Origin of the sequence: Microvirga sp. ACRRW (genome assembly GCF_022346925.1) — a bacterium.
Classification (GTDB): domain Bacteria; phylum Pseudomonadota; class Alphaproteobacteria; order Rhizobiales; family Beijerinckiaceae; genus Microvirga.
Map to the genome: position 1 here is coordinate 176449 of NZ_JAKRNJ010000001.1, position 26095 is coordinate 202543.

The 26095-nt window shown below is 59.9% G+C and carries 28 protein-coding genes; 20 read left to right on the plus strand and 8 right to left on the minus strand.

The annotated features are described in order from the left end of the window. The first annotated feature begins 50 nt into the window (after nt 1-50). Genes MHY87_RS00970 through ligD form a run of 4 tightly spaced genes read left to right on the plus strand, consistent with a single transcriptional unit; the run spans nt 51 to nt 5376 of the window. The gene (locus MHY87_RS00970) at nt 51-971 is read left to right on the plus strand and encodes an ABC transporter permease subunit (protein WP_239348511.1); all 921 of its coding nucleotides are present in this window, start codon (nt 51-53) and stop codon (nt 969-971) included. A gap of 8 nt (nt 972-979) precedes the next feature. Beyond that, nucleotides 980-2125, plus strand: a complete 1146-nt coding sequence (locus MHY87_RS00975; RefSeq protein ID WP_239348512.1) for an ABC transporter permease subunit — start codon at nt 980-982, stop codon at nt 2123-2125. Nucleotide 2126: 1 nt separating this feature from the next. Next, a complete protein-coding gene (locus tag MHY87_RS00980; RefSeq protein ID WP_239348513.1) occupies nt 2127-3761 on the plus strand; it encodes an ABC transporter ATP-binding protein in 1635 nt (544 codons plus the stop codon). A 40-nt stretch (nt 3762-3801) separates the two neighbouring features. Beyond that, nucleotides 3802-5376: a non-homologous end-joining DNA ligase gene (gene ligD, locus MHY87_RS00985; protein ID WP_239348514.1), complete on the plus strand. Its 1575-nt coding sequence runs from the start codon at nt 3802-3804 to the stop codon at nt 5374-5376. 4 nt (nt 5377-5380) lie between these two features. Here ligD and MHY87_RS00990 read toward each other — a convergent pair whose 3' ends face one another. Next, on the minus strand, nt 5381-6016 hold the full coding sequence (locus MHY87_RS00990) for a glutathione S-transferase family protein (protein WP_239348515.1): 636 nt from the start codon (nt 6014-6016) through the stop codon (nt 5381-5383). Between the two features lie 140 nt (nt 6017-6156). Here MHY87_RS00990 and MHY87_RS00995 point away from each other — a divergent pair, with 140 nt between their 5' ends. The 3 genes from MHY87_RS00995 (at nt 6157) to MHY87_RS01005 (ending at nt 8810) form a co-directional block, all read left to right on the plus strand. Further along, a complete protein-coding gene (locus tag MHY87_RS00995) occupies nt 6157-6981 on the plus strand; it encodes a polyphosphate kinase 2 family protein (RefSeq protein WP_239348516.1) in 825 nt (274 codons plus the stop codon). Between the two features lie 62 nt (nt 6982-7043). Continuing rightward, complete coding sequence (locus MHY87_RS01000; protein WP_239348517.1) at nt 7044-7880, plus strand: universal stress protein; 837 nt, start codon at nt 7044-7046, stop codon at nt 7878-7880. Nucleotides 7881-7895: 15 nt separating this feature from the next. Next, entirely contained in the window at nt 7896-8810 is a 915-nt protein-coding gene (locus tag MHY87_RS01005) for an SMP-30/gluconolactonase/LRE family protein (RefSeq protein WP_239348518.1), read from the plus strand. Here MHY87_RS01005 and MHY87_RS01010 read toward each other — a convergent pair. Further along, nucleotides 8807-9262 carry a PaaI family thioesterase gene (locus tag MHY87_RS01010; RefSeq protein ID WP_239348519.1) on the minus strand — a complete coding sequence of 152 codons (456 nt, stop codon included), beginning with the start codon at nt 9260-9262 and terminating at the stop codon, nt 8807-8809. The two genes, MHY87_RS01005 and MHY87_RS01010, sit on opposite strands and share 4 nt — an antisense overlap. An 83-nt stretch (nt 9263-9345) precedes the next feature. Here MHY87_RS01010 and MHY87_RS01015 point away from each other — a divergent pair, with 83 nt between their 5' ends. From MHY87_RS01015 to greA, 7 genes are all read left to right on the plus strand, one after another. Beyond that, a complete protein-coding gene (locus MHY87_RS01015) occupies nt 9346-10278 on the plus strand; it encodes a DMT family transporter (RefSeq protein WP_239348520.1) in 933 nt (310 codons plus the stop codon). A 101-nt stretch (nt 10279-10379) separates the two neighbouring features. Continuing rightward, entirely contained in the window at nt 10380-11570 is a 1191-nt protein-coding gene (locus MHY87_RS01020) for a substrate-binding domain-containing protein (protein WP_239348521.1), read from the plus strand. Nucleotides 11571-11576: 6 nt separating this feature from the next. Continuing rightward, nucleotides 11577-12356: an ABC transporter ATP-binding protein gene (locus MHY87_RS01025; RefSeq protein ID WP_239348522.1), complete on the plus strand. Its 780-nt coding sequence runs from the start codon at nt 11577-11579 to the stop codon at nt 12354-12356. Beyond that, nucleotides 12349-13074 (plus strand): ABC transporter ATP-binding protein, encoded by a 726-nt coding sequence (locus MHY87_RS01030; RefSeq protein ID WP_239348523.1) that lies wholly within the window; start codon nt 12349-12351, stop codon nt 13072-13074. The genes MHY87_RS01025 and MHY87_RS01030 overlap by 8 nt, the downstream gene beginning before the upstream one ends. Beyond that, on the plus strand, nt 13071-14096 hold the full coding sequence (locus tag MHY87_RS01035; protein WP_239348524.1) for a branched-chain amino acid ABC transporter permease: 1026 nt from the start codon (nt 13071-13073) through the stop codon (nt 14094-14096). The genes MHY87_RS01030 and MHY87_RS01035 overlap by 4 nt, the downstream gene beginning before the upstream one ends. After that, nucleotides 14093-15211 carry a branched-chain amino acid ABC transporter permease gene (locus MHY87_RS01040; protein WP_239348525.1) on the plus strand — a complete coding sequence of 373 codons (1119 nt, stop codon included), beginning with the start codon at nt 14093-14095 and terminating at the stop codon, nt 15209-15211. Before MHY87_RS01035 ends, MHY87_RS01040 begins: the two co-directional genes overlap by 4 nt. A gap of 62 nt (nt 15212-15273) precedes the next feature. Continuing rightward, nucleotides 15274-15741 carry a transcription elongation factor GreA gene (gene greA, locus MHY87_RS01045; RefSeq protein WP_239348526.1) on the plus strand — a complete coding sequence of 156 codons (468 nt, stop codon included), beginning with the start codon at nt 15274-15276 and terminating at the stop codon, nt 15739-15741. Nucleotides 15742-15744: 3 nt separating this feature from the next. Here the strand turns inward: greA and MHY87_RS01050 are convergent, their stop codons facing one another. The 4 genes from MHY87_RS01050 to MHY87_RS01065 form a co-directional block, all read right to left on the minus strand. Next, entirely contained in the window at nt 15745-17232 is a 1488-nt protein-coding gene (locus MHY87_RS01050; protein ID WP_239348527.1) for a GGDEF domain-containing protein, read from the minus strand. 159 nt (nt 17233-17391) lie between these two features. Continuing rightward, nucleotides 17392-17793 (minus strand): hypothetical protein, encoded by a 402-nt coding sequence (locus MHY87_RS01055; RefSeq protein WP_239348528.1) that lies wholly within the window; start codon nt 17791-17793, stop codon nt 17392-17394. A gap of 4 nt (nt 17794-17797) precedes the next feature. Next, nucleotides 17798-18172: a hypothetical protein gene (locus tag MHY87_RS01060; protein WP_239348530.1), complete on the minus strand. Its 375-nt coding sequence runs from the start codon at nt 18170-18172 to the stop codon at nt 17798-17800. A gap of 55 nt (nt 18173-18227) precedes the next feature. After that, nucleotides 18228-18425, minus strand: a complete 198-nt coding sequence (locus tag MHY87_RS01065) for a hypothetical protein (RefSeq protein WP_239348532.1) — start codon at nt 18423-18425, stop codon at nt 18228-18230. 338 nt (nt 18426-18763) lie between these two features. On the opposite strand from MHY87_RS01065, the gene MHY87_RS01070 reads away from it, so the two are divergent. Beyond that, nucleotides 18764-20185: a protein adenylyltransferase SelO gene (locus MHY87_RS01070; protein ID WP_239348534.1), complete on the plus strand. Its 1422-nt coding sequence runs from the start codon at nt 18764-18766 to the stop codon at nt 20183-20185. 4 nt (nt 20186-20189) lie between these two features. On the opposite strand, the gene MHY87_RS01075 is transcribed toward MHY87_RS01070, so the two are convergent. Then, nucleotides 20190-20426, minus strand: coding sequence for a hypothetical protein (locus MHY87_RS01075; RefSeq protein ID WP_239348536.1), 237 nt, complete (start codon nt 20424-20426; stop codon nt 20190-20192). 58 nt (nt 20427-20484) lie between these two features. Beyond that, nucleotides 20485-21984 (minus strand): type II and III secretion system protein family protein, encoded by a 1500-nt coding sequence (locus tag MHY87_RS01080; RefSeq protein ID WP_239348538.1) that lies wholly within the window; start codon nt 21982-21984, stop codon nt 20485-20487. Nucleotides 21985-22275: 291 nt separating this feature from the next. On the opposite strand from MHY87_RS01080, the gene MHY87_RS01085 reads away from it, so the two are divergent. From MHY87_RS01085 to MHY87_RS01105, 5 genes are all read left to right on the plus strand, one after another. Further along, nucleotides 22276-22791 carry a tetratricopeptide repeat protein gene (locus tag MHY87_RS01085; protein ID WP_239348540.1) on the plus strand — a complete coding sequence of 172 codons (516 nt, stop codon included), beginning with the start codon at nt 22276-22278 and terminating at the stop codon, nt 22789-22791. A gap of 270 nt (nt 22792-23061) precedes the next feature. After that, nucleotides 23062-23268: a Flp family type IVb pilin gene (locus tag MHY87_RS01090; protein WP_239348542.1), complete on the plus strand. Its 207-nt coding sequence runs from the start codon at nt 23062-23064 to the stop codon at nt 23266-23268. A 107-nt stretch (nt 23269-23375) separates the two neighbouring features. Next, nucleotides 23376-23891 (plus strand): prepilin peptidase, encoded by a 516-nt coding sequence (locus tag MHY87_RS01095; protein WP_239348544.1) that lies wholly within the window; start codon nt 23376-23378, stop codon nt 23889-23891. A 61-nt stretch (nt 23892-23952) separates the two neighbouring features. Continuing rightward, on the plus strand, nt 23953-24714 hold the full coding sequence (gene cpaB / locus MHY87_RS01100) for a Flp pilus assembly protein CpaB (protein WP_239348546.1): 762 nt from the start codon (nt 23953-23955) through the stop codon (nt 24712-24714). Between the two features lie 39 nt (nt 24715-24753). Further along, nucleotides 24754-26088 carry an AAA family ATPase gene (locus tag MHY87_RS01105; protein WP_239348548.1) on the plus strand — a complete coding sequence of 445 codons (1335 nt, stop codon included), beginning with the start codon at nt 24754-24756 and terminating at the stop codon, nt 26086-26088. The last annotated feature ends 7 nt before the right edge of the window (nt 26089-26095 follow it).

Consider the following 26095-nt stretch of genomic DNA (forward strand, 5'->3'; position numbering starts at 1 on the left):
GCCGCCCTATTCTTTTATCCGTTATCGCGTTTCAACGAGAGGAGCTTGCCGTGCTCTCCTTCGTCTTTCGCCGTTTCCTATCGGCGATCCCGACGCTGTTCATCATCGTCACGATCTCGTTCTTCCTGATCCGCCTCGCGCCCGGCGGCCCGTTCGATCTCGAACGTCCGCTCGAAGCGAAGGTGATGGAGAACCTCAACAAGATTTATCAGCTCGATAAGCCACTCATCGAGCAATACTGGCTGTATCTCGGCGCTGTGCTGCGCGGCGATTTCGGCCCCTCCTTCATCCTGCGCGACTTCACCGTCGCGGAGCTTTTCGCTCGCGGATTGCCGGTCTCCATGACGCTGGGCGCGCTGGCGCTCTCCTTCGCCATTTTCGTCGGCGGCACGCTTGGCACGATCGCGGCGCTTCGCCAGAACAGCTCCATCGATTATCTCGTGACCGGTCTGGGCGCCCTGGGTCTAACCATTCCCAACTTCGTCGTCGCCCCGATCTTCCAGCTTGTGTTCGGCCTTGCCTTGGCCATGCTGCCTGTCGGCGGCTGGGCGGACGGCAATCCGCGCAACCTCATTCTCCCCGTCATGGTGCTGGCCCTGCCGCAGATCGCGGTCGTCGCGCGCATGACCCGCGCCGCCATGATCGAGAACCTGCGCTCGAACCATATCCGCACCTTGCGTTCGCTGGGGCTGCCGACGCGCACCGTCGTGGCCCATGCCCTGCGCGGAGCGGCCCTGCCTGTGGTGTCCTATCTCGGCCCTGCGGCGGCGGCTCTGCTGACCGGCTCCGTGGTCGTCGAAACGATCTTCGGCCTGCCCGGCATCGGACGCTACTTCGTGGAAGGCGCCCTCAACCGTGACTACACGCTCGTCATGGGCACCGTCGTGGTGGTTGCCGTCTTCGTTCTGCTCTTCAACCTCGTGGTCGATATCCTCTACGCTATCATCGATCCACGCATCCGTTACGATTGAGGTGGATCATGGCTGAAGGCGCTGTTCTCCCCATTGAAGCCACGACTGGTCCGGTTGTCACCGGCCGCTCCCTCTGGGCGGAAGCCCGTGGCCGTCTCGTCCGAAACCGGGCAGCTCTCACCAGCATCATCGTGCTGAGCCTGATTGCGCTGGCCTGCATCTTCGGACCGTTCTTCACCGGCCATCCGTTCGACAAGGTCTATCCGGATTACGTGAAGGTGCCGGCGAGCATGGAGGCTTACCCCAAAGCCGACCAGATCGAGCCGAACATCGAGCGTATTGGCTCGCGCGTGCGAGCCAAGGCCGAGAACATCAATATCGACAAGGGCGTCGTGCATCTCACGCTCGTGAGCACGAGCACGCGCCCCATCGATGAACGTTTGCTCGCCTATTTCGAGCGCTCCGACCTCTTCGGCACCGCCAAAGTGGTTGAGCGTCAGGATGAAGGGCGCAAGCTCGTCGTCGACGTACCGGTGAAGCAGCAATATTTCTTCTTCGGCACCGATACGAACGGGCGCGATCTTCTCACCCGCACCATGAAGGCAGGGCAGATCTCTCTCGCCATCGGCCTTCTCGCCACCTTCGTGGCGATCGTCATCGGCGTGATCTATGGCGCAACGTCGGGCTATCTCGGCGGACGCGTCGATCTCGTGATGATGCGTATCGTCGATATCCTCTACTCGCTGCCGTTCATCTTCTTCGTGATCATGTTGGTGGTGTTCTTCGGCCGCAACTTCATCCTGATGTTCTTGGCGGTCGGTGCCGTGGAATGGCTAGACATGGCCCGGATCGTGCGCGGCCAGACGCTCTCCATCAAGCGCCAGGAATATGTGCAGGCCGCCGAAGCTCTTGGCGTCGAGACGAAAGGGATCATCCGTCGCCATGTGATCCCGAACACGCTTGGTCCTGTCGTGGTCTACATGACGCTGCTCGTGCCGAAGGTGATCCTGCTGGAGAGCTTCCTCTCCTTCCTCGGCCTCGGCGTTCAGGAGCCCAACACCAGCCTCGGCGTTCTGATTTCGGAAGGCGCCAAAAACATTCAGGGCGCAACCTGGATGCTGATCTATCCGTCCATCACGCTTGTCGCGATCCTGTTCTGCCTCAACTTCATCGGCGACGGCTTGCGCGATGCTCTCGACCCGAAAGATCGCTGACATGACAGAATCCGTTCTTTCCGTCCGCAACCTTCACGTCCGTTTCCGAACCGGCGACGGCATTCTCCATGCGGTGAAGGGCATCGATCTCGACATCCCGCCCGGCGAGACAGTCGCCATCGTGGGCGAGTCCGGCTCCGGCAAGAGCCAGACCATGATGTCGGTGATGGGCCTGCTTGCTTCGAACGGCTGGGCCGAAGGCTCGGTGAAGTATCGCGGCCAGGAGCTGGTTGGCCTCTCGCCCGAAAGGCTCAACGCCTATCGCGGCTCGAAGCTCACCATGATCTTCCAGGAGCCGATGACCTCGCTCGATCCACTTTATCGGATCGGCGACCAGCTCGCGCTTCCGCTGATGACCCATGGGGGTTTAAGCAAGGCTGCCGCGCGCAAGCGCGCCATCGAGCTTTTGGAACTGGTGCGCATTCCCGATCCGGCGCGCCGGATCGACGCCTATCCGCACGAGATGTCCGGCGGACAGCGCCAACGCGTGATGATCGCCATGGCGCTTGCCAACAATCCGGACGTGCTGATCGCCGACGAGCCGACAACGGCCCTCGACGTGACGGTGCAGGCGCAGATCCTGGAGCTGCTGCGCGACCTGCAGAAGCGCCTCGGCATGTCCATCGTGTTCATCACCCACGATCTCGGCATCGTGCGCCGCTTCGCGGACCACACTTACGTGATGAAGCGCGGCGAGGTGGTGGAAAGTGGACGGACTGCCGACCTCTTCGCCGCTCCCAAGCATCCCTACACGCAGATGCTGATCGATGCCGAGCCGCGCGGCCGCAAGGAACCGGCGGCGGCGAACGCGCCTGTCATTCTGGACGCCAAGAACATTCAGGTAACCTTCGCGCTCGAGAAGAACTTCTTCGGCAAGGCCACGCATGTTCTGCGCGCCGTCGATGACGTGAGCCTCACGGTGCGTGCCGGCGAAACGGTCGGCGTCGTCGGCGAGTCCGGCTCAGGAAAATCCACCCTTGGGCGCGCTATCCTGAAGCTGCAATCGGCCACCGGCATCGTGCGTTTCGAGGACCGTAATCTCGCGCCTCTCGACCGCGCGGGAATGCGTCCGCTGCGCCGTCACCTGCAGCTTGTGTTCCAGGACCCTTTCGGCTCCCTCTCCCCCCGCATGACGGCAGGCGAGATCGTGACCGAGGGACTGCTCGTCCATGAGCCGAGCATCTCCCGCAAGGAGCGCGACCGCCGCGCTGCCCAGGCCTTCGAGGAAGTGCAGCTCGATCCGGCCTGGCGCAATCGCTTCCCGCATGAGTTCTCCGGCGGCCAGCGTCAGCGCATCGCCATTGCCCGCGCCATGATTCTGCATCCGAAGCTGGTGGTGCTCGACGAGCCGACCTCGGCTCTCGACCGCTCCGTGCAGAAGGAAATCGTGGAGCTTCTGCGCAACCTGCAGAAGGCGCACGGCCTGGCCTATGTGTTCATCAGCCACGACCTCGCTGTCGTCCGCGCATTGTCGGACGAGATCATGGTCATGAAGACCGGCAAGGTGGTGGAGCGTGGCACGGCGGAGGAAATCTTCGAGCGTCCCCGCGAGGCCTATACCCGCGACCTGATCGCCGCCGCTTTCCTGACCGAGAGCGAGAGATCCGAGGCGAAAAGCCAGCCCCTGGCTTCTTAAGCGGGAACCGAAAACCATGGCGCGGATTTGACTCCGCGCCATGGCAAAGCTCGCATCCTATCGCGCCAAGCGCGACTTCACGAAAACCTCTGAGCCGCAGGGCAAAGCAACGCGGCGCAAAGGCTCATCGTTCGTCATCCAGAAGCACGACGCCTCCCGCCTGCATTACGACTTCCGCCTGGAACTCGACGGCACTCTGAAAAGCTGGGCCGTTGCCAAGGGCCCGAGTCTCGTGAAGGGCGAGAAACGCCTTGCGGTCCATGTGGAGGACCATCCGCTCGCTTACGCGGATTTCGAGGGCACAATCCCTGAGGGACAATATGGCGGCGGCACGGTGCTGGTCTGGGACCGGGGCACATGGGAGCCCGAAGGTGATCCTCGCGAAGCCTATGCCAAGGGGCGCCTCACCTTCCGCCTCGACGGCGAGAAGCTCCATGGCACATGGCACCTGATCCGCATGGGAAAGCGCCCGCGCGAGAAGCAGGAATCCTGGCTTTTGATCAAAGCGGAGGACGCCTATGCCCGGACGGAGAACGATCCCGATATTCTTGAAGAAGCGCCTCTCTCGGTAAAATCCGGCTGCGCCATCGAAGAGATTGGACCCGCAAAAGCTGCGCCGAAGAAGAAAGCGGCTGCGAAGAAATCGCCTACCTCATCCAAGGAAACTGCCGCCGGTCCGAAGCGCTCCACATCAGCAAAAGCGGAGAAGACAGGCAGCGTCGACGTTGCAGGCATCTCCCTCACCCATCCTGAGCGCGTGCTGTGGGAAGACCAAGGCCTCACCAAGCAGGAACTGGCGGAGTTTTATGCCGGGATTTCCGATTGGCTCCTGCCGCATCTCGTCAATCGCCCTCTCACCCTCGTTCGCTGTCCCTCTGGCGCGGAGAAAAAATGCTTCGTGCAGCGCCATTCCTGGGCCGGAATGAATCCTGCCATCCACAGCACCATGGTGCCCGACACATCGGGCAAGCTGGAGGTGCTGAGCGTCGGCGACATTCAGGGCGTCGTCGCTCTCGTGCAGTCAGGCGTCCTGGAAATGCATGTCTGGGGCGCGACACTAACCGATCTGGAAAAGCCCGACAGGCTGATCTTCGACTTTGATCCCGGTGAGGGCGTGGAATGGTCACAGGTGATCGAAGGAGCACTTGCCGTTCGTGAGCGCCTGAAGACACAGGGGCTTGAGAGTTTCGTCAAGACGACAGGCGGTAAAGGCCTGCATGTGGTCGTGCCGCTCAAGCCGAAGGCGTCATGGAAGGAGGCACTGACCTTCACGCGCGGCATTGCGGAGGCGATGGCGAAGGATGAGCCTGATCGCTACACCACTACATCCGTCAAGGATGAGCGGCAGGGCAAGATCTTCATCGACTATCTTCGCAACAATCGCGAGGCCTCTGCCGTCGCGCCCTACTCGACCCGCTCACGCCCCGGCGCGCCTGTGGCTACGCCGGTTGCATGGGAAGAGCTTACGCCTGACCTGAGGCCCAACGGATTTACCGTCAAGAACATCGCAAAACGCCTTGCCTCCCTGAAACAGGATCCTTGGGCCGGGATGACAAAAGTCGATCAGATTCTGCCTGAAGCAAAGCGTACGAAGAGAGCATCTCGGAAAGCGTGAAGGATCAGAAGACCGGTGCCTTCAAGCCTTCCGCCTCAAGAGCTGATTGAACGGCAGGACGCGCGATCACGCGCTCGGCCAATGCGTTCAAATTAGGAATCGTGCGCGGCGGACGGGGCATGCCCCTGCCCCAACGGATCAGCATGAACAGGAAGAGATCCGCAGCGGAGAAGTGATCTCCGAGAAGCCATGTCTTGTCGCCGAGCTGTTCTGAGATGACGTCGAACATCCGGTAAAGGCGCTGCTCGGCCCCCTGCTTCACAGCCGGTGCAGCCGCCTCATCGATCACATGCTCGTGGGGGTAGAACCATGCGCGGTATTCTGCTTGCGGCGTATTGGTGAGATGTACCATCCACTTGTTGAATTCAGCTCGCTCCTTCGTGCCGAGAGCGGGCGCAAGCCCTGCTTCCGGGAATTTGTCTGCGAGGTACAAAGCGATGGCAACTGTTTCGAACAGCACGAACTCGTCATCGACCAGAACGGGAATGCGGCCATTCGGATTGAGCTTGAGATACTCGGCGCTCTTCTGCGCGTTCTGATTGCGGTCGACCAGCCGCATCTCGAACGGCACCCCGATCTCTCGCAGCATCATATGCGGCAGCAGGCTGGCATTGCCGGGATAATAATAGAGAGCCAACATCAGACGGGCCTTTCGTAAACGTGCTCGCCCCATTCGTAAGAGGCGGCGACCCGCCCGTAAAGGCGCACGGCACAATCATCCAGACCTTCCTTTCGCGGATACATGCCCTATCGTCCTGATATGCTTGGGGAGTGCGGACAATGGCAGAGCAAGAGCACAGCATCATCAAAACGCTTCGGGTAAAGCCTGGAGAACGCATCAAACTGAAAGACCGGGATCCGCGCGACTCCAGCCTTTTCGGGGACGAACAGGAGACGAAGGCCGCCACGGCCTCCCTCGCCAAGGATATCGATGCGCTGCAGGACCGGCTCTATGCGGAAGGCTCGCGCGCATTGCTGATCATTCTGCAAGGCACTGACACCTCGGGCAAGGATGGCACCATTCGCAGCGTCTTCAACTCCACCGGTCCGCTCGGCGTCTCGGTACACGCCTTCGGGCCGCCCTCGAAAATCGAGCTGGAACATGATTATCTCTGGCGCGTCCATGCCGCTTGCCCTCGGCGCGGTACCATTGGCATCTTCAACCGCTCGCATTACGAGGATGTGCTGATCGCGAAGGTGCGCGGTCTCGCCCCGAAGGAAGCCATCGAGCAACGCTACGAGCAGATCAATGCCTTCGAGAAAACATTGGTCGAGAACGGAACGACCGTTCTGAAATTCATGCTGCATATCTCGAAGGACGAACAGAAGGAGCGCCTTCAGGCGCGGCTCGACGATCCGACGAAGCACTGGAAATTCAACCCGAGCGACCTGGAGGACAGGGCGCACTGGGACGAGTACCAGGAGGCTTATGAGATCATGCTGCAGCGCTGCTCCACGCCCCATGCTCCCTGGCACATTGTTCCCGCCGACCGGAAATGGGTGCGAAACGCGGCCATTGCCTCCATTGTCAAGGCGACGCTGGAGGATATGAGCCCGCAATACCCGAACGTCTCCTGGAACCCCAGCGACTTCTCGATTTCCTGACCTGCATTCCACCTTCGTCGAAAGCCCTTGCCGAGACGGGCTTGGCGCGCGACAATAATCTCATGAAAAGCATTCTCGTCCCGATCGAAGACCATGGCCTGGTCGAGAGCCAGCTCGAAGTGGCGCTGCTCTTGGGCCGAACCTTTGACAGCTATATCGAGGGCTTGGCGATCACCCCCGATTACCCCGTGGTGTTGCCGGTGGACATTGCCATCGGCGTCCCTTCGCCCCTTACCCCCGAAAACCGCACCGAAATGGCTCGTGCCTGCCGTGAGCGGTTCGAAGGCTTCATGAATACGAAGCAGATTTCGCGCTCTTCCTCCGGCCTGTCGGGACTGAGCTTCGGCTGGCGGCAGGATGGCCTGACGGAGGATGCGTTCCTAGGCGCTTATGGCCGCGTCTTCGACGCCATCGTGGTCGGCAGGCCTGACGGCTCCGATGGCCAGACTCGCCTGTCCACCGTGGAGGCGGCGCTCTTTGAAACCGGGCACCCGGTGCTGATTGCTCCGCCGAGCGTGCCCCGCACCTTCGGCGAGGTTGTCGTGATCGCCTGGAACCGCAGCACCGAGACGGCGCGCGCCGTTTTGGGCTCCATGCCGCTTTTGAAGAAGGCCCGCCGCGTCGTGGTTCTCGAACTGGAGGATTGGGGCGTTCCAGGGCCCTCCGGCTCGGAGCTTGCCCGTTCCTTGCGGATGCATGACATTGCGGCTGAGGCCATCACGGCTCCCGACCCGGCGGACAAGCCGGGCGAGACGATCCTGACGGAGGCCGCCGCTCTCGGCTGCGATCTGTTGGTCAAGGGCGCCTATACCCAGAGCCGATTGAGGCAAATGTTCTTCGGCGGCGCGACGAGCCACATCCTGAACAGCACGACTATTCCCGTTCTGATGGCCCACTAGGCTTTGGAACTTGGCATGCCTCGGGACGTCGCCGTTGTCTTGGATGAGCGCTTTCGCCGCCTGATCATTCCCTCTGCCCGGCTGGAAAAGCTCGCGGAAGGTTGCCGCTGGGCGGAAGGCCCCGCCTATTTCCCTGCCGGGCGCTATCTCGTCTGGAGCGACGTGCCGAACGACCGCATGATGCGCTTCGACGAGACGTCGAACGCGGTCAGCGTGTTCCGCAATCCATCCGGCTATTCCAACGGCAATACGGTGGACCGCCAAGGCAGGCTCGTTACCTGCGAACACGGCAACCGGCGTGTGACCCGCACGGAGCATGACGGCTCCATCACCGTGATTGCGAGCCATCACGACGGCAAGCGCTTCAACAGCCCGAACGACGTAGTGGTGAAATCGGATGGCTCAATCTGGTTCACGGACCCGGCCTACGGCATCGACTCCGATTATGAGGGCCACAAGGCGGAGAGCGAGATCGGCGCGTGTCATGTCTATCGCGTCGATCCGCAGGGCGGATCCGTCAGCATCGTCGCCGATGATTTCGTGCGCCCGAACGGCCTCGCTTTTTCTCCGGACGAGAAGCGCCTCTACATCGCGGATACCGGCGCAACCCATGTTCCCAATGGGCCTGGCCACATCCGTGTTTTCGACGTAGGCGAGAATGGCCGCTTAGCGGGAGGCGATGTATTTGCGACCTGCACGGATGGTCTCTTCGACGGCTTCCGCCTGGACGATGCGGGACGCATCTGGACCAGCGCGGGCGACGGGGTGCATTGCCACGAGAGCGACGGTACGCTCATCGGCAAGATCCTGGTGCCGGAGGCGGTAGCGAACGTGGTCTTCGGAGGGGCGAAGCGTAACCGGCTCTACATCTGCGCCACGACGTCGCTTTACTCCATCATGCTGCCCGTGAACGGGGCAAAGACCTTCTAATCGCCCACGCCAGCACGGCCCTCGATCGTCATCAGGGTCGCCGTCAACACCGCAATCAGTTTCTCCTGTCCCTCCCGCCCGGCAAACACCTCGGTCTGTGCGAGCGTGAGGGTACGTCCGGCCTTGATCACCCTGCCCCGCGCCACGATGCTGTCGCCAATTGCAGGCGCCAGAAGGTTGATCTTGAATTCCGCCGTCAGCACGCCCGCCCCCGGCGGCATCAATGTCAGGGCCGCATAGCCTGCGGCTGAATCCGCGATGCTCGCGACCGCCCCCGCATGGACGAAGCCGTGCTGCTGCGACACGGCGGGCGATGGCGCCAGCGCGATGTCGACCGCGCCTGGAGACACGCGGGCAAGGGATGCCCCCAGCGTCTCCATGAGCCCCTGCTTCGCGAAGCTGCCCCGCACCCGTGCCTCGAAATCGGGGTCCCTCAGTGTGGGCTCGCTCATGTTCCTACCTCCATGGCCAAGCTTATTAAGGCAGCTTTCGACCCTCTTGTGAATTGGCCCCGCTTCCATCATGAATGCGGGCCATGACACAGCCTGCTTCCCCCTCCTCAAAGGTGCGCTCCGGCGTTCTCGTCGGCATCGGCCTGATGCTGCTCGGCACCTTCATGTTTTCCGTGAACGACGTGATGGGGAAATGGCTCGTCGCCACCTATTCCGTGGGTCAGGTTCTGCTTCTGCGCAGCGTCGCGGCGCTGGCGATCCTTCTGCCGCTCATGCATCGGCAGAACATTCCCCTGAAAGTTCCGCCGCAGCCCGGGCTTCACGCCTTCCGCATCCTCCTCTCGACCCTCGAGGTGGCCTGCTTCTATTGGGCCGTTACTTACCTGCCCCTTGCGGACGTGATGACCTATTACCTCGCTGGTCCGATCTATGTGGCGGCCTTCGCGGCGTTTTGGCTGGGCGAGAAGATCGACAAGCCGCGGATCCTCGCCATCGGCGTCGGCTTCATCGGCGTGCTGATCGCCCTGCGGCCTTCGCCCGCGACGCTCTCCTGGCCCGCCTTCATCGCCCTTGCGGGAAGCATGTTCTATTCGCTGCTGATGATCACGACCCGCAAGCTCCGCGACACAGATGACGGCACGCTGGTTCTCGGGCAGATTCTCGGCAATCTCATTTTCGGCATCCTCGTCGCCCCCTTTGCATGGGTTGCGCCGGGATGGCTCGATCTGGCCGGCCTTTTCCTGCTGGGCATCGTCTCGATGGCAGCGCATGCCTGCGTCAACCGTTCGTTGAAAATCGCCCCGGCCTCCGTCGTCGCGCCATATCAATACACGCTCATCATATGGGCCATCGTGCTGGGCTATCTGGCTTTCGGTGACATCGTCGAGTTCTGGACGCTCGTTGGCGCCGCTGTCATTTGCACCGCGGGCTTGGCGCTTCTGTTGCTTGAAAGGGAAGCGGCCCGGCGGGGGCGCGAAACGAAAGATATTGAGGAACCCGTTCTGCCGGAGGCTTAAGCCGAAAGGCCAATGGCCTCTCCACAATCTGCCCAACAAACGCGCTTGACAGGTTCGCTCCCCGCACCGTCAATGACGCAACAAAAACACAGGGGAGTCCGATGCGCCTCAAGCTCAAAATCGCTGCCGCTACGGCAGGAATTTTCTTTGCCTCCGCAGCCTTCGCGCAGGATATCAAGATCGCTCTCATCGCTGGCAAGACCGGTCCGCTCGAGGCTTATGCCAAGCAGACCGAAGCCGGCTTCATGATGGGCCTCGAATATCTCACCAAGGGCAGCATGACGCTGAACGGCCGCAAGATCTCCGTGATCGTGAAGGACGATCAGCTCAAGGCCGATCTCGCCAAGACGCTTCTGGAGCAGGCCTATAACGACGATAAGGTCGACCTCGCTGTCGGCACCACTTCGTCGGCTGCTGCGCTCGCCATGCTTCCCGTCGCGGAAGAGAACGGCAAGGTGCTGATCGTGGAGCCCGCCGTGGCTGATGCGATCACCGGCGACAAATGGAACCGCTTCATCTTCCGCACCGCCCGCAACTCCACGCAGGATGCTTATGGCGCGGCTGGCGCCATTCCGGCAAGCGGCGAAGTTTCCATCGCAACGCTCGCCCAGGATTACGCCTTCGGCAAGGATGGCGTCGCAGCTCTCAAGAGCGCGCTCGCGGAAATCCGCCCGAACGCGAAGGTCGTGTTCGAGGAATATGCGCCGCAGAACGCCACGGACTTCACGGCTTCCGCCCAGCGCATCTTCGACGCACTGAAGGACAAGCCGGGCAAAAAGATCATCAACATCATCTGGGCCGGCCAGCATCCGCTTCCGAAAATCGCCGACCTGAAGCCCGAGCGCTTCGGCATCGAGATCGCGCCCGGCGGCAACATCCTGCCCGCCATGCAGATCTACAAGAACTATCCCGGCATGGAAGGCGCTGTGTACTACTACTATGCCTTCCCGAAGAACGCGATGAACGACTGGCTCGTGACGGAACATCAGAAGCGCTACAATTCTCCGCCGGACTTCTTCACCGCAGGCGGCTTCGCCGCAGCCTCTGCCGTCGTCACCGCCATCCAGAAGGCCGGCGGCACGGATACCGAGAAGCTGATCTCCGCCATGGAAGGCATGAGCTTCGAGACGCCGAAGGGCACCATGACTTTCCGCAAGGAAGACCATCAGGCGCTTCAGGCCATGTATCACTTCAAGGTCAAGGCCAACGGCAAGGACGCGAACGACCTGCTCGATCTCGTCGACACTATCCCCGCCGACAAGATGCCCATTCCGGTTCGCAACAAGCGCTGAACAGAAGTGACATCACTTGCAACGACAACGCCCGCGCTTGAAACGCGCGGGCTTACCATTCGCTTCGGTGGCCATGTGGCCGTCAACAACGTGTCGTGCCAGTTCACTCCTGGCACGCTCACGGCGATTGTCGGCCCGAACGGCGCCGGCAAGACCACCTATTTCAACCTGATCTCCGGACAGCTGCGCGCAAGCTCGGGACAGGTTCTGGTCGAAGGCGAGGACATCACGTCGCTTGCCACCTCCGCCCGGGCCAAGCGCGGCCTGGGACGTGCCTTTCAGCTGACCAATCTCTTCCCTGACCTGACGGCGCTCGAGAACGTGCGCCTCGCGGTGCAAAGCCGCGCTGAAGCCGGCTGGTCTCTGCTTAAAGTTTGGAACAGCCGGCGCGATCTTATCGAGAAGGCGGACGGGATTCTTGAGCGCGTGCGCCTGAGCGACAAGCGCAATATCGCGCCGAAAGCGCTCTCGCACGGCGATCAGCGCAAGCTCGAAGTCGCACTTCTGATTGCGATGGAACCGAAGGTCTTCATGTTCGACGAGCCGACCGCCGGCATGAGCGTCGATGAAGTACCGACCGTGCTCGAACTCATTCAGGACATCAAGCAGCGCGGCGATTCCACCGTGCTTCTCGTGGAGCACAAGATGGACGTTGTCCGCTCGCTCGCCGACCGCATCATCGTGCTGCACAACGGTGCCCTCGTGGCCGATGGCGATCCAGGGGAGGTCATCGCCTCGCCCGTAGTGCAGGAAGCCTATCTCGGCGTGGAGGTGGCGAATGGCTGAGCCTCTGCTGCAGCTCTCCGGCGTTCACACGCATATCGGCCCTTATCACATTCTGCACGGCGTGGATTTCGCCATTCCCGCAGGCCAGCTCACCATGCTGCTCGGCCGCAACGGCGCAGGCAAGACGACGACGCTGCGGACCATCATGGGTTTGTGGCAGGCCTCGTCGGGCACGATCCGCTTCGATGGCAACGACATCACCAAGAACAGCACGCCGGACATCGCCCGTGCCGGCATCGGCTATGTGCCGGAATCCATGGCAATCTTCACCGATCTCACCGTGCGCGAGAACATCGTGCTGGCTGCCCGCAGCGGCCCGGTGGATTCCGCGCGTCTCGACTGGATGCTCGGCCTCTTTCCAGCGTTGAAGCGTTTCTGGAACCTGCCCGCAGGCAATCTCTCCGGCGGACAGAAGCAGATGCTCGCCATCGCTCGCGCCATCGCAGAACCGCGCCGCCTGCTGCTCATCGACGAACCTACCAAGGGTCTCGCGCCCGTGATGGTGCGCAGCATGATCGAGGCGTTCAAGGCTCTGAAAGCCGCCGGCGAAACGATCCTGCTCGTGGAGCAGAATTTCTACGCCGCCTCCGCGCTCGGTGACAACGTCATCGTCATGGATGACGGACGCATCGTGCATTCCGGCACCATGCGCGAGATGGTGGAGGACAAGAACCTCCAGCAGCGCCTGCTCGGCCTATCCCTGGATGCCCATCAATGACCGATATGGCTGCTGAAACCACCGCATCTCCCGAGCCGCTACCGCGCAGCAAGACCGATTGGCTCCCGCTCCTGCTCGTGCCTGCTCTCGCGCTTCTCGCCCTGCCCTTCGTCGGCAGCGGCTCGACCTGGGTCACGCTCACCGTCGCTGGCCTTGCGATGGGCATGATGATCTTCCTCATGGCATCGGGCCTCACGCTGGTGTTCGGCCTGATGGACATCATCAATTTCGGCCATGGCGTCTTCATATCGCTGGGAGCATACGCCACGCTGATCGTACTCGGACCGTTAGCAGGCTGGGCACAGGCGGATTCGGTATGGCTCAACTTAGGTCTGCTGCTTCTCTGCATCCTGGCAGCCATGGGCGTCACGGGCGTGGTAGGCGCCGTGTTCGAGCGCGTCATCGTGCGCCCGGTCTATGGCAGCCACCTGAAGCAGATCCTCGTCACCATGGGCGGCCTGATCGTCGCCGAACAGGCAATCCATGCCATCTGGGGCGCGTCTCCCATTCCGATCCCGTTGCCCGAAACCCTGCGTGGCGCATTCATCATCGGCGATGTCGTGATGGAGCGTTATCGCGTCGTGGCGGTCGGCATCGGCCTCGTGGTGTTCATCGGCATGCAGTTGCTGCTCAACCGGACTCGCATCGGCCTTCTCATCCGCGCAGGCGTCGAGAACCCGGAGATGGTCGAGGCGCTCGGCTATCGCATCCGCCGTCTTTTCGTCAGCGTATTCGTGGCGGGCTCCGCTCTTGCCGGTCTCGGCGGCGTCATGTGGGCTTTCTACCGCCAGACACTCACCGCCGGCATGGGCATGGAAGTGATGGTGTTGGTGTTCATCGTCATCATCATCGGCGGCCTCGGCTCCGTCGGCGGCTGCTTCGTCGGCTCACTCCTGGTAGCGCTGGTCGCCAACTATGTCGGCTTCATCGAGCCGAAACTCGCTTTGATCTCCAACATCCTTGTCATGGCGCTCGTGCTGATCTGGCGTCCGCAGGGCCTCTTTCCGGTAGCGCGTCGATGAGCACATCTCCTGCCCTGCCCCTGTCTTTTGACGAAACCCGCAAGAGCGGCGGTGCCTTAAGCAGCATTCTGTCTTCGGACCTGCCGCGCTCGAAGGCGCTGACTTTCATCCTGCTCGCCATTCTGGTTCTGCTGGCCGCAACGCCATTCCTGTTCTCCGGCAGCCAGCCTTTGAGCACGGCGGCGAAGATCTGCGTCTTCATCGTGCTGGTCGCAAGTTTCGATTTGCTGCTCGGCTATACGGGCATCGTGTCCTTTGCCCACACCATGTTCTTCGGCATCGGCGGCTATGGCATCGCCATCGCGCTGGAGCGACTAGGCGCAACATGGAGTTCGGTCGCGATCGGCCTCGTCGTTGCGCTGTTTCTCTCCGCCCTGCTCGCCGTCGCCATCGGCCTCCTGTCGCTGCGCGTGCGTGCGATCTTCTTCTCGATGATCACGCTGGCGGTTGCCTCCGCCATGGCGGTTCTGGCCTCGCAGCTCTCCGGTATCACGGGGGGCGAAGACGGCCTGTCGTTCCAGCTTCCTTACGAGCTGCGCCCGGCCTTCCGGCTCTTCTCGGAGCCGGTGCTCGGCGTCACCATTAATGGTCGCCTCGTTGCCTATTACATGCTGTTCTTCGTGGCGCTCCTCATGTTTCTGCTGCTACTTCGCATCGTGAACTCGCCGTTCGGGCGCGTGCTGCAGGCGATCCGCGAGAACGAGTTCCGCGCAGAGGCCTTGGGCTATCGCGTGGTGGCCTATCGTACGATGGCATCCGTCATCTCGGCGCTCATCGCCACCGTGGCAGGTGCGCTCATGGCTCTGTGGCTGCGCTACAACGGACCGGACACCACTCTCTCCTTCTCCATCATGATCGACATCCTGCTCATGGTGGTCATCGGCGGCATGGGAACGATGTACGGTTCCGTGATCGGCGCCACTCTCTTCGTCCTCGCGCAGAGCTACCTGCAAGTGCTCATGGATGCGGGCAGCAAGGCTCTCGCAGGCGTGCCGCTGCTGCCGAACCTGGTCCATCCGGATCGGTGGCTGCTTTGGCTCGGCGCGCTGTTCGTGATCAGCGTCTATGCTTTCCCGGGAGGCATCGTCGGGCGGCTGCGTCAGGCTCGGCAATAAAGACTAAAAAGGAAACTTAGCCGGTTTCCTGCGTTCTCCTCTAAAGCGAGGAGGAAGCGCCTATGAGTCGTGCCTTTGTTCGCGAAGCTGAGGGTGGAGAAGCCTTCGAGGATCTGCCTGACCGGACCTTGACCCCTCATCATCTTGTCACGCCGGTGGGTCTTGCCCAGATGGATGCCGAGATTGAAACCCTGCAACAGCGTCTCGATGCAGCGAAAGCCGCGGATGACAAGGCTGAGGTGGCGCGCCTCTCGCGCGATCTGCGTTACTGGTCGGCCAGACGCGTCTCCGCCGAAGTCGTTCCGCCTCCCACTGATGCGGCTCATGTCCGCTTCGGCGCGCGCGTCACCTTCGAGCGTGAAGATGGGCGACGCCAGACCTATCGTATCGTGGGCGAGGATGAAGCCGATCCGGCAAAGGGGACTATCTCCTATGTATCTCCCCTCGCCCAAGCCCTGATGGGCAAGGAAGTGGGCGACGCTATCCCCATCGGAGCAACCTCGGCTGAAATCATCGAGATCGTCATCTGAGACTCAGAGCCCTACGCTCTCCGTCATGGCCGCATAGTAAGCGCGCTTGGCCTCGTACATCCGCAGGTCGGCGCGCTTGACCACGGCCTCGAGACGCTCGCCGGGCTCGCTTGTCGCCAATCCGATGGCGAAGCTCAGCGGCAAGCCGGTGTAGAACTGGTTGTTGACCTCGAGAAGGTTCTCAATGCTCTCAATAACCAGCTTGGCCTCGCGCTCCTCCGTTCCCGGCATCAGAAGCGCAAACTCGTCACCGCCAATGCGGGCAGCGCATGAAGGCTTGTCGACGGCGTTGCCGAGAACCTCGCCAGCACGGCGCAGCAGGGCGTCGCCGGCAGCATGCCCAAGCTGATCGTTCGCCGCCTTCAAGCCGTTGAGATCAATGATGGCTACGGTCACGGGGAACGGCCCCTTCCGCTCCAGGCGATTGAGTTCATCGACATAGAAGGAACGATTGTAGAGCTTGGTCAGGACGTCGTGCTTGCCGAGATATTCCAAGTATGATTCGGCGCGTTTGCGAGCAGTAATATCCGTCAGCGCCAGCTGGACGAGCGACCAATCATGCTCATATCCCGGCAGGACGGAGAATTGCAGATGCAGATGAAGCTCATCGCCCGCCAAAGAATAGTTCACCACTTCCCGCTGCTGAAAGATTTTGCCGTGCCATAGATCGATGAGCTGCTCCCGGAAATGCTCCTGCATCTCCTCGCGCAGGACGCTGCCTAGATTGCTCAGCAAGGTCCTCTTATCAACCGCAGAGAATAGTTCGAGCGTATGCCGGTTCACATCGATCACACGAATTTCACTCATGCATCGCGTGATGAATTCCGGATGCACATCGGTGAAAGTGCGAAAGTCGAGAATTCTCTGTCGGCGCACATCATCGAGCAACTGCTTGACGGCACTGAAATCCTCGACCCAGAGAGAAACCGGCGAATGCTCGAAGAGGCCGCGCGCATAGATCTCGCTTATCGAGAGCTCTCGTCGCGCCGCTTCTCTTTCCGTGACATCCTCGATAGCGATGAGGACCCGATCCCATTCTTCCTCATGCCCAGGAAGGACCGTGCCTTTCAGCTGAATGTCGAGCCGCTTTCCAGACAGGGTGTAATTAACAGTATGGCTCTCGAACGTGAGTTCCCCATCCCAGAGCTGCACCAGCTCGTGGATATGCGTCTTGAGCATGTCAGCTTGGAAGATCTTGTCGAGATTAGCGACGAGATGCGCCGTATCGTCGGCTTCGAAAAGGCTGAGGGTCTTGCGATTGACCTTGATGACGCGAATTCTGTTGGAGCAAACTCGAACGCGTTCCACGTCCTCCTCCAAATACTCCTTCAGTGAGGTCACCCCAGCGGCCCGCCATTCATTGAAGAGCAGCCTGAGACCGCTGTAATCCTCCAGCCACAGTGAGACGGGCGCCAGATCGAACATACGGGCGTCGTCTTCTCTGTTATCCGGAAGGTGGTTGTCCAAGGTACCGGCGATGGTGTGGAGCATAGAGGGCCTACAGGTATTCTTTCTCCCCGCAATTCACCCTGTAGAGGCGATGTAATACAAGATCAAAACGATAAAATATTCGCTTTCCATTGAATCATCATGCCGGAAAAATAGTCAGAAGCTCAGCCATGCCAGAGCATCGCTCTTGTCAAGCTTCGCTTAGATCTCAGCCTGCATCTGCTCGACCACGGACTGGCTCATATAAGGCTGACCAGCCTCGTTTAGAGTCCGATCCAAAGCCTCGATGGCTTTCAGGATTTTCGTGAGTTCCTCTGCCATCTCTACAGAGGGAAGCGGGGCTTCCGCGATTTGCCGCGCCATTTCCCGCCGGCGTTTCACGAGACTTTCGCGCGCTGCATTCAGCTCCTTGATTTCCTCGGACGTCATAGGCTCCTCGTCATGATGCGTTTCAGGGATAAGTCCGTGCGGCTGAATATGTTCGCAGATCACCCTCATACGCCAGCGCTCACGCCCTGAACCGATGAAGTCCGGTACTTGAAACTCTCTTAGTCCGAAGTTTCTGCGGCCAAGGCATCGGCACCCGCTGAGCTTGCTCGCCACGCAGCTAGAGGCTCTTTCTCCTCAACAGGGGCCCGATCCGGAAGACGCAGGTCTCGGCCTTGCGCATTTCAAGCAAGGCATCCTGCAGCACATCGATGGAAGCAAAAGCCCGAGCACGGGATGCCGCGATCGCCGTGGGATCGCGCATCGAAAAGCGATCCGCATCATGCGCTAGCCTCGCACAGCGCTCATACACGGCACGGCGTGCTTCCTTCAGCCTCGGCGTCAACTGGCGGCTCTGCGCCACCTGATCGCAAACCTTAAGCACTTCGCGAGCAAGATCTTCGCCGGAGTAAAGCCCGGAATACGACCGGATCAGGTTGCGAACACCGCTTAAGGAGTGGCGAATTTCCTGCCGCAGAATGCTGTCGTCGCTCATCGCATTTCCGAAAGAGCTGATCGTGTGTCTTGCTGAACGATGTTTTTCTACGCGCTTAACCCTGCCTTCCTGAGAAAGCAGTCATTCTGCCGCGGATCAGTTCCTGTGTCGGTTGATCCTGCACAGCATTAGCCGATTGCTGGACGCCGGCCTTGTACACCAGCGGCCCTGCGACAATTCCCGCGACGAATGCAAATACGAGCATGACCAAAGCAACACGCCCATAAAGGGCAGCCAGATCCTTGGCGTTCATTGATTTCTCCTCGGACTGCTTCGCTTGAAGGAATCATAGGAGCCACCCCTGCTTCGGCCAAGGTCGTCGCCAGAATTTCAGCTGACACCAGGAAAGAATGTTATACGATTCAGAGGGCAAGCTACGGATTCGAGCGGCATTTTTTAAATACTCGACGCAAAAAATACTTTTCCACAGCACGGTTAATGCGCGATATATTCTTATACATAGTTACATAGCGATAGTTATATTGTCTCACGATTGTACGTTTTGCGACCTCTTCAAGGCAGCAATTGCCGCTTGCATCGCGAACCTTTCGCCTCAAGCCGGATTGGACAAGACACACGGAACTCGAATTGATGCCCTTCTCTCCAGCGTATCGCCCCACAAGAAGCCACGAGACATTAGGGAGCGACTTTTATGATGTTGTCGCTTCAGCCCAATTTCCAATGCACCTCATGCGCTATCGAAACCAGCGCTGGGCAGCGCGCACGGGCCTCGAGAACTTGACGGACGAGGAATGGGTGAAGCACTTCGGCTTCTTCGAGCCCCTGCCCGGCAGCTTTGAAGAGCCTGTCGCGCTGCGCTATCACGGCCACCAATTCCGCACCTACAATCCCGATCTCGGCGACGGGCGCGGCTTCCTCTTCGCGCAGCTGCACGACATACGTGACGGCAGGTTGCTCGATCTTGGCACGAAGGGAAGTGGACAGACGCCATGGTCGCGCCATGCCGATGGGCGCCTAACTCTTAAAGGCGGCATTCGCGAAATTCTAGCGACAGAGATGCTGGAAGCACTCGGCGTCGAAACATCGAAGTCGTTCAGCCTCATTGAAACCGGCGAGGAGTTGGAAAGAGGTGACGAGCCATCGCCGACACGCTCCTCCGTTCTCGTGCGCCTCAGCCATTCACATATCCGCATCGGGACGTTTCAGCGCCTGCTCTATCGCGACGAGACGGCCAATATCAGCAAGCTCCTCGACTACACGATTACAACCTACATGCCGGAGGTCTGGCGAGAGAATGAGGGAGAGCGAGCGGCGGCTTTCGTGGAGGAGGTTTGCCGACGCGTCGCGCGCATGGGTGCGCAATGGATGGCGGCCGGCTTCGTGCATGGCGTTCTCAATACAGACAACATCAATGTTACCGGAGAGAGCTTCGACTACGGCCCCTGGCGCTTTCTTCCGGCCTATGACCCTGCCTTCACGGCCGCGTATTTCGATGAGACCGGTCTCTATGCTTTCGGGCGCCAGCCAGACGCTCTTCTCTGGAATTTGTTTAGGCTCGCGGAATGCTTTCTGACTCTTGCCGATCAGAGCCGTCTTGAGGCATCGCTCGCGACGTTCGAGCCGGCCTTGCATCAGGAGTTTCCCGCAGCCCTCCTCCGCCGTCTCGGCCTGCAATCTCAAAGTTTAGAGATGAATGGGAGACTGGCCCGATCCTTATGGACGTTCATGCACAGCACGAATGCCCCTTTCGAGCAGACATTCTTCGATTGGCATGGCGGCCTGAAGAGTCTTGGGCGCGCAAAACACAGCCCCTCTGCCGCGTTCTATACTCATTCTGCGTTTCAAGAATTCCGCGATACGCTCGAGAGCTTCGAGCCTCTGCCCGGCGTGAATCTCGAACATCCCTATTTCGCAAGTCCAGCACCCTGCACGATGCTGATCGATGAGGTGGAAGCTATATGGGAGCCGATCGCCAGCCGGGATGATTGGTCAGCCTTCAATTCCAAACTGAAAGACATCAGCACGATGTCTGAAGCAAGCTCGATCAATTAAATTATCATTGTTGGGCAGCGACCGGGTTTCCCGTCTCGGCTGGAGCGCCGTTGCCCGTTCCACCCTGCGTGTTGCCCGTGCTGTAGCGTTGCATGACACGGGCCGTGCGCTGCCCGTCGCCTGGTATATGAGTGTTCATGACATAAGGCGGCCAAGGGTCAGCTGTATGCACGACGCTATTCCAGGCCTGCGCTTCGCCTGCATGAAGAGTGATGGTGTCCCGGCGCTCCATGTAATCCACGCAACCTCCCAGCAGCGGGACGGATGCGCCAAGGAATGCAACAAGAGCAAGCCTATTCCTATTGCTTGACGATTTTTTTGACGGCATTGCGCTTTCCTGGCTTCAACTCGACGATGTGACCATAAGGGCCGATAACCCCTGCGCCCTCGGCGAAGCGATTCTGCATGTCCTTGTCGACCTCCATGGAACCGAGAAGGAAGAACTCCAGGTCGTTGCTGGGCTTCGTCGAGTCAAGTGGCGTGCGAAGGGGCTGCCCCGGCCGGCCGGGCTTCACGAGCCGCGGCGTCACGATGATGACAAGATCAGTCTCCTGCTCCTCGAAGGAGGAAGAGCTGAAGAGTGCGCCGATGATGGGAAGAGAACCGAGCCACGGCACTTGCTCTCGGTTCTTGGAGTGAACGCTTTGCAAGAGGCCTGCCATCGCGAAGCTTTGGCCGTCACGAATTTCGAGGGAAGTGCTTGCGCGCCGAGTGATGAATCCTGGGATGGAGATCGGGCCCGTGCTCACGCGGATCGACTCGTCGACCTGGCTGACCTCCGGTTCGAGCTTGAGATTGATGATGCCGTTCTCGAGCACGGTCGGGGTGAAATTCAGGCGAACGCCATATTCCTTGTAGGTGACGGTAATCTGATTGTCTTGAGCCGAAACAGGAATGGGAACCTCGCCGCCGGCCAGGAAGCTCGCCTTTTCTCCTGAAAGCGCGATCAGATTGGGCTCGGCCAAGCGGCGCGCAAGACCCTTTTCCTCCAACGCTTGAACAAGGATATCCGCGCTGATGCCGCCGCCAAGGAAATTTGCAACCACTGTGCCGAATGGCGTTCCGCCGCTTGCCAGCAGCGGATTGTATGTGATGCCGGACGTCCCCGTTCGCGGAGGAGTGAAGTTTCCAAGCGCGACGCCACGCCCGGACGTATCGCCGGCACGACGTCCAAACCAGCTGATGCCGAGTTCGCGGCCGGCGCTGCGATTTGCTTCGATAAAGCGGACTTCAAGCATGACTTGCTGACCGCCCGTCACACGCAAAGCATTGATAACGCCATCCGAGCCATATTGCTCAGCGATCTCCAATGCCTTGCGAAGGGCGATGCCATCCGGCACCGTTCCGCTCAGGCGGAGCCGCCCATTGATTGTTTCCACGCGAATATTGGCTTGCGGAATGGTTTCCTGAATGGTTGCCGCAAGATCCGGCGTGTCGGCGCCGACCTCCACATTGACCGTTCCCAGCAATGAATCGTCAGTGCCGTAAACGGCAACATTCGTCCGCCCTTGCGCCTTGCCGAGCATATAGAACGAGTTCGTGGTGAGCGGGACGGCTGTTGCGATATCGGGATTTCCAACTACGACACGGCCGACATCCGCAGCTGTCCGAGTGGTTAGGAACTGTCCTTGGACGATATTGATGTCGCCAATTGCGCGCCCCTTGTTGAAGCGCAGCATTCTTTCCTGGGCCTGAACCGCAGAAACTGTGCCGACAAATGCAATCATGAAGGCGAATACTGCGAGAGCTGGCCCGACCTTGCTCAGCACCACGCAGCAGCGTGCCGGATCAAACTTCAATCGCATTTCTGAAAACCGCCCCCGAAAAGTTATATTGTTCTAATTTACCTCGCTTGGCGAAGTCTAGCCTTCCAAAGGGCCTAGAACTCTTCAAGCTGTGAGCCTTCGCAGTTAAAGGTGGGTAAAGAAAAGGCGGCCTAGTCCATCTGGTCTATCGGCCACTTACCGCTAGAAGTTGCAGTATCTGCAAGCAATTGTCCGAAGCATGTCTTGCGAGAGCGGGCAAACCACTGCTACATCGATGCAATGAATCGCTAGTATGCGGCAGAAAATAAGCCTAGGGGGCTGACAATGAGAGTACTTGAACGCAAGCTGGCAGCGGTTCTACTAGGCTGTGCGCTCCCTGTGCTGGCCGCATGCAATAGCACGGGTCTCTCCAGCTTCGGGAACAGCGTCACCGAGCTTGAACTGCCCGCCTCCGTCGAGACCTATCCCGACAGCGAGGTCTTCAAGGTTGCAAAGGTACAATTCTCCGAAGGCAATTACGGCCATGCCGCACGCTATTACGAGCGCTCCGTTGAGATCGAGCCCAATAACGGAGAGGCTTGGCTGGGTCTCGCAGCTTCGTACGACCGCGTGCGCCGTTTCGATTTGGCGGATCGCGCCTATCGCGAGGCAGGACGCCTCGTTGGAGACCGGGCCGAGTATTACAACAATATCGGCTATTCGTATCTTCTGCGCGGCGATGTAGTGAAAGCCCGCAGCAGTTTCCTGAAGGCGCATGAACTCGATCCGACGAACGTCACGGTCAACAACAACCTGGATCTCCTGCGCGACAATATCTCCCGACCCAGGAAGACCAGCTAAATCAGCGAAGCAGCCTCCCCTTTCAATGAGACAATAGCGGGCCTGCGATGTGCCGCTCGTGAAAATGCGCGACCTTCAATCCCCTGGAAGCGCATTCTGCATTCTTAGGCCGTTTGGCTGAATGACGCCTCGCAAAAGCTCTAGGCCATCAGGCTGAATAGACCAGCTTACGAAAAAGTTCTTTGAATGTTTGTAACACAGCCGAGAGGGCTTGTGGGGGGTCGCATCGAAAGTGCGACAGGCCAGTCTAACAAACCAAGGAACGAAACCATGAAGTCTCTCCTGAAGCGCTTCTCGAAGAACGAGTCCGGCGCAACCGCTATCGAATACGGTCTAATTGCAGCTCTGATCGCAGTTACCATCATCGGTATGGTGACGCTGGCAGGCGGCGAACTGAAGGATACATTCGACACTGTCCAGCAGAAGCTCGCAGCAGCCAACACGGCAGCTGGCACCGGCACCACCACCCCTCCGTAACAGCCGGCTCTCTACGTAGTCGCGAATCTAGCGGAGGGGCAATTTCCCCTCCGCTACAGTCTAAAAAATTTATCAGTTCATTGCCCTAAACGTTCTTGAGGACATTCATGACGATCTCGGCTGTAGCAGCGCTCACCGCTAGCCTCTGCTTCGCTGCAGCGACGATCTGGGCAGGCCTGATGGATCTCGCCACCATGAAGATCCGCAATGAGCTCGTTCTCTTTCTTCTAGCCATTTATGCCGCGCTGGCTCCCCTTGCGGGGTTCGGCGCATTGCAAATCGGCCTGAGCGCCGCTGTCGCATTCGCTGCTCTTGTCTGCACTTTCATCCTCTTCGCCCTGCGATGGATCGGCGGGGGTGACGCCAAGCTCATCTCAGTCGTCATTCTCTGGCTCGGCGCCGAACACGTTCTCCCTTACGTTCTGTACATGGCGATCATCGGGGGCGTCCTCGCACTCATCCTCCTTCGCTTTCGCGCGATGCCGCTTCCTGCCTTCTGCAGCGGCATGCCCTGGGTCCAGAGGCTCCACGCAAAGGAAACAGGTGTCCCCTACGGCGTCGCCATTGCGGCAGCGGCTCTCTTCATTTTCCCGAGCACGCCTTGGATAAAGATGCTGTCATGAAGCAGATCGCCATCGAAGTGAAAACAACGATTGCCTTCGAAGCAACAGGAGGCCTTTAACGATGCTGCGCATTATCATTCTGGTCATCGCCATTACCGCCGGCAGCCTCGCCGGCTGGCTTGCTTTATCGATGCGGCCGGGAGTGGCCGTCACAACCGCGCCAGCCTCCGCGCCGCAGGTTGCCATGATCGACGTTCTGGTCGCTTCATCGGATTTGGGCCAAGGGCAGACCCTGAACGACAAGGCACTTCGGTGGCAGCCCTGGCCGGCCACCGCAGTCAGCCCTGGATTCATCACCCGCTCTGCACAGCCTGAAGCGGTGAAGACCCTAGCGGGCGCCATGGTACGCATGCAGTTCGTTTCGGGCGAGCCGATCCGCGAAGACAAGCTGTCACGCGGCTCCAATCTTCTTGCATCCCTGCTCACCCCCGGCAAACGTGCGGTCGCCATTCGTGTGTCGGTCGAAAGCACCGCTGGCGGCTTCATCCTGCCGAACGATCGCGTGGACGTGCTTCAGACGGTCGCGCGCCCTGGCCCGAACCAGACCGACAATCTCAGCCGGACGATCCTGACCAACATTCGCGTCCTGGCTGTGGACCAGAAGGTGGAAGAAGCGAAAGGCCAGGCTGCGACCGTGGGCAAGACAGCGACTCTCGAGCTCAGCCCATCGCAGGCTGAAGCCATTGCGTCCGGGCAAGCAAGCGGCCTTCTCTCGCTCTCGCTCCGCTCCGTTGCCGATAACGGCGAGGAACCCGTTTTGCGACCGGAGAGCGCATCCGTCCGCATCCTCCGCGCGGGCCAAAGCGAAGTCGTGAAGTTCTAGATATGCGAAGCGGTGAACTTTCCGCAGGACCGACCCTTAATGACAGGCCTGACCTTCAACATGGCAGATAATCTCTCTCGGCAGATCGCAGAAACGGACGTGCGTCTCGCTTCCTCTCCTGAGGCTATTTCTGCACATGCCCGCGAAACGGTGCGGATTCCAAGGATTGTCATCGAAGCCTTCTGCGACACAGCGGAGATTGCAGCAACCATCGAGAATTCGGCTCGAGACCGCCTTATGGCCCGCACCCGCGTCATGGTGCGGATGGGCGGAATTGCAGCAGCTATCGCGCATTTCCAGAACGCCCCTACCCCAAATCTCGTAATCATCGAGAGCCGTTCTGCAGATGATCTCAATCTTGCCGATCTCGACCGGCTTGCGGAAGTCTGCGATCCGGGAACCCGCGTCATGGTCATCGGCCGTGCCAACGACATCGTATTCTATCGCGATCTGATGAAACGGGGGGTCAGCGATTATCTTCTGGCTCCTATCACGCCTGTTTCCCTGATCACCTCCATTTCAGGCGTTTACGGCGAAACCAATTCGGGCAAGCTGGGACATACCTATGCCTTCATGGGTGCCAAGGGTGGCGTCGGATCGTCCACCATCGCCCACAACATCGCATGGACGATTGCCCGGCAGCAGCAATCCGATGTTGTCGTTGCAGATCTCGACCTCCCCTTTGGCACAGCGAGCCTGGACTTCAACCTCGATACAGGACCTGGCCTTGCAGAGGCCATCCAGGACACGAGCCGCCTCGACGAGGTGCTGCTAGACCGCCTGCTGACCAAGTGCGGCGACCATCTGAGCCTATTGTCCGCGCCTACCGACCTCGAGAAATCCTATGATCTTGGACAGAGCGAGCTTGAGGCGCTGATCGAGGTTGCGCAGTCAAGCATTCCTTTTACGATCCTGGACATGCCGCATATGTGGACCTCTTGGTCGAAAAGCATGCTGACCGCGGCAGATGAAATCATCATCACGGCCGCTCCTGATCTCGCCAACCTTCGCAATGCCAAGAATATGATTGGTGTACTGAGGCAGGCTCGCCCACATGATCCTCCACCGAAGCTGATCCTGAATCAGGTTGGAATGCCAAAGCGGCCCGAGATCAAGCCGAAGGATTTCGCCAAAGCAGTGCAACTCGAGCCGATGGCCTGCATACCTTTTGACGCGCACCTGTTTGGAACCGCGGCCAGCAAAGGTCAGATGGCTGCCGAGGTTTCCTCCAAGGGCGCTGCGCAAAAATCATTCCAGGAGATCGCGGATCTTCTCACGGGTAGAAAGGACACGAAGAATGCACGCAGGAAGGCGCTCGATCTGAGTGCACTCTTCGGCAGGACGAAGCGCAAGCCCGCCTCTGCGGGGCAGTAAGTCAGGC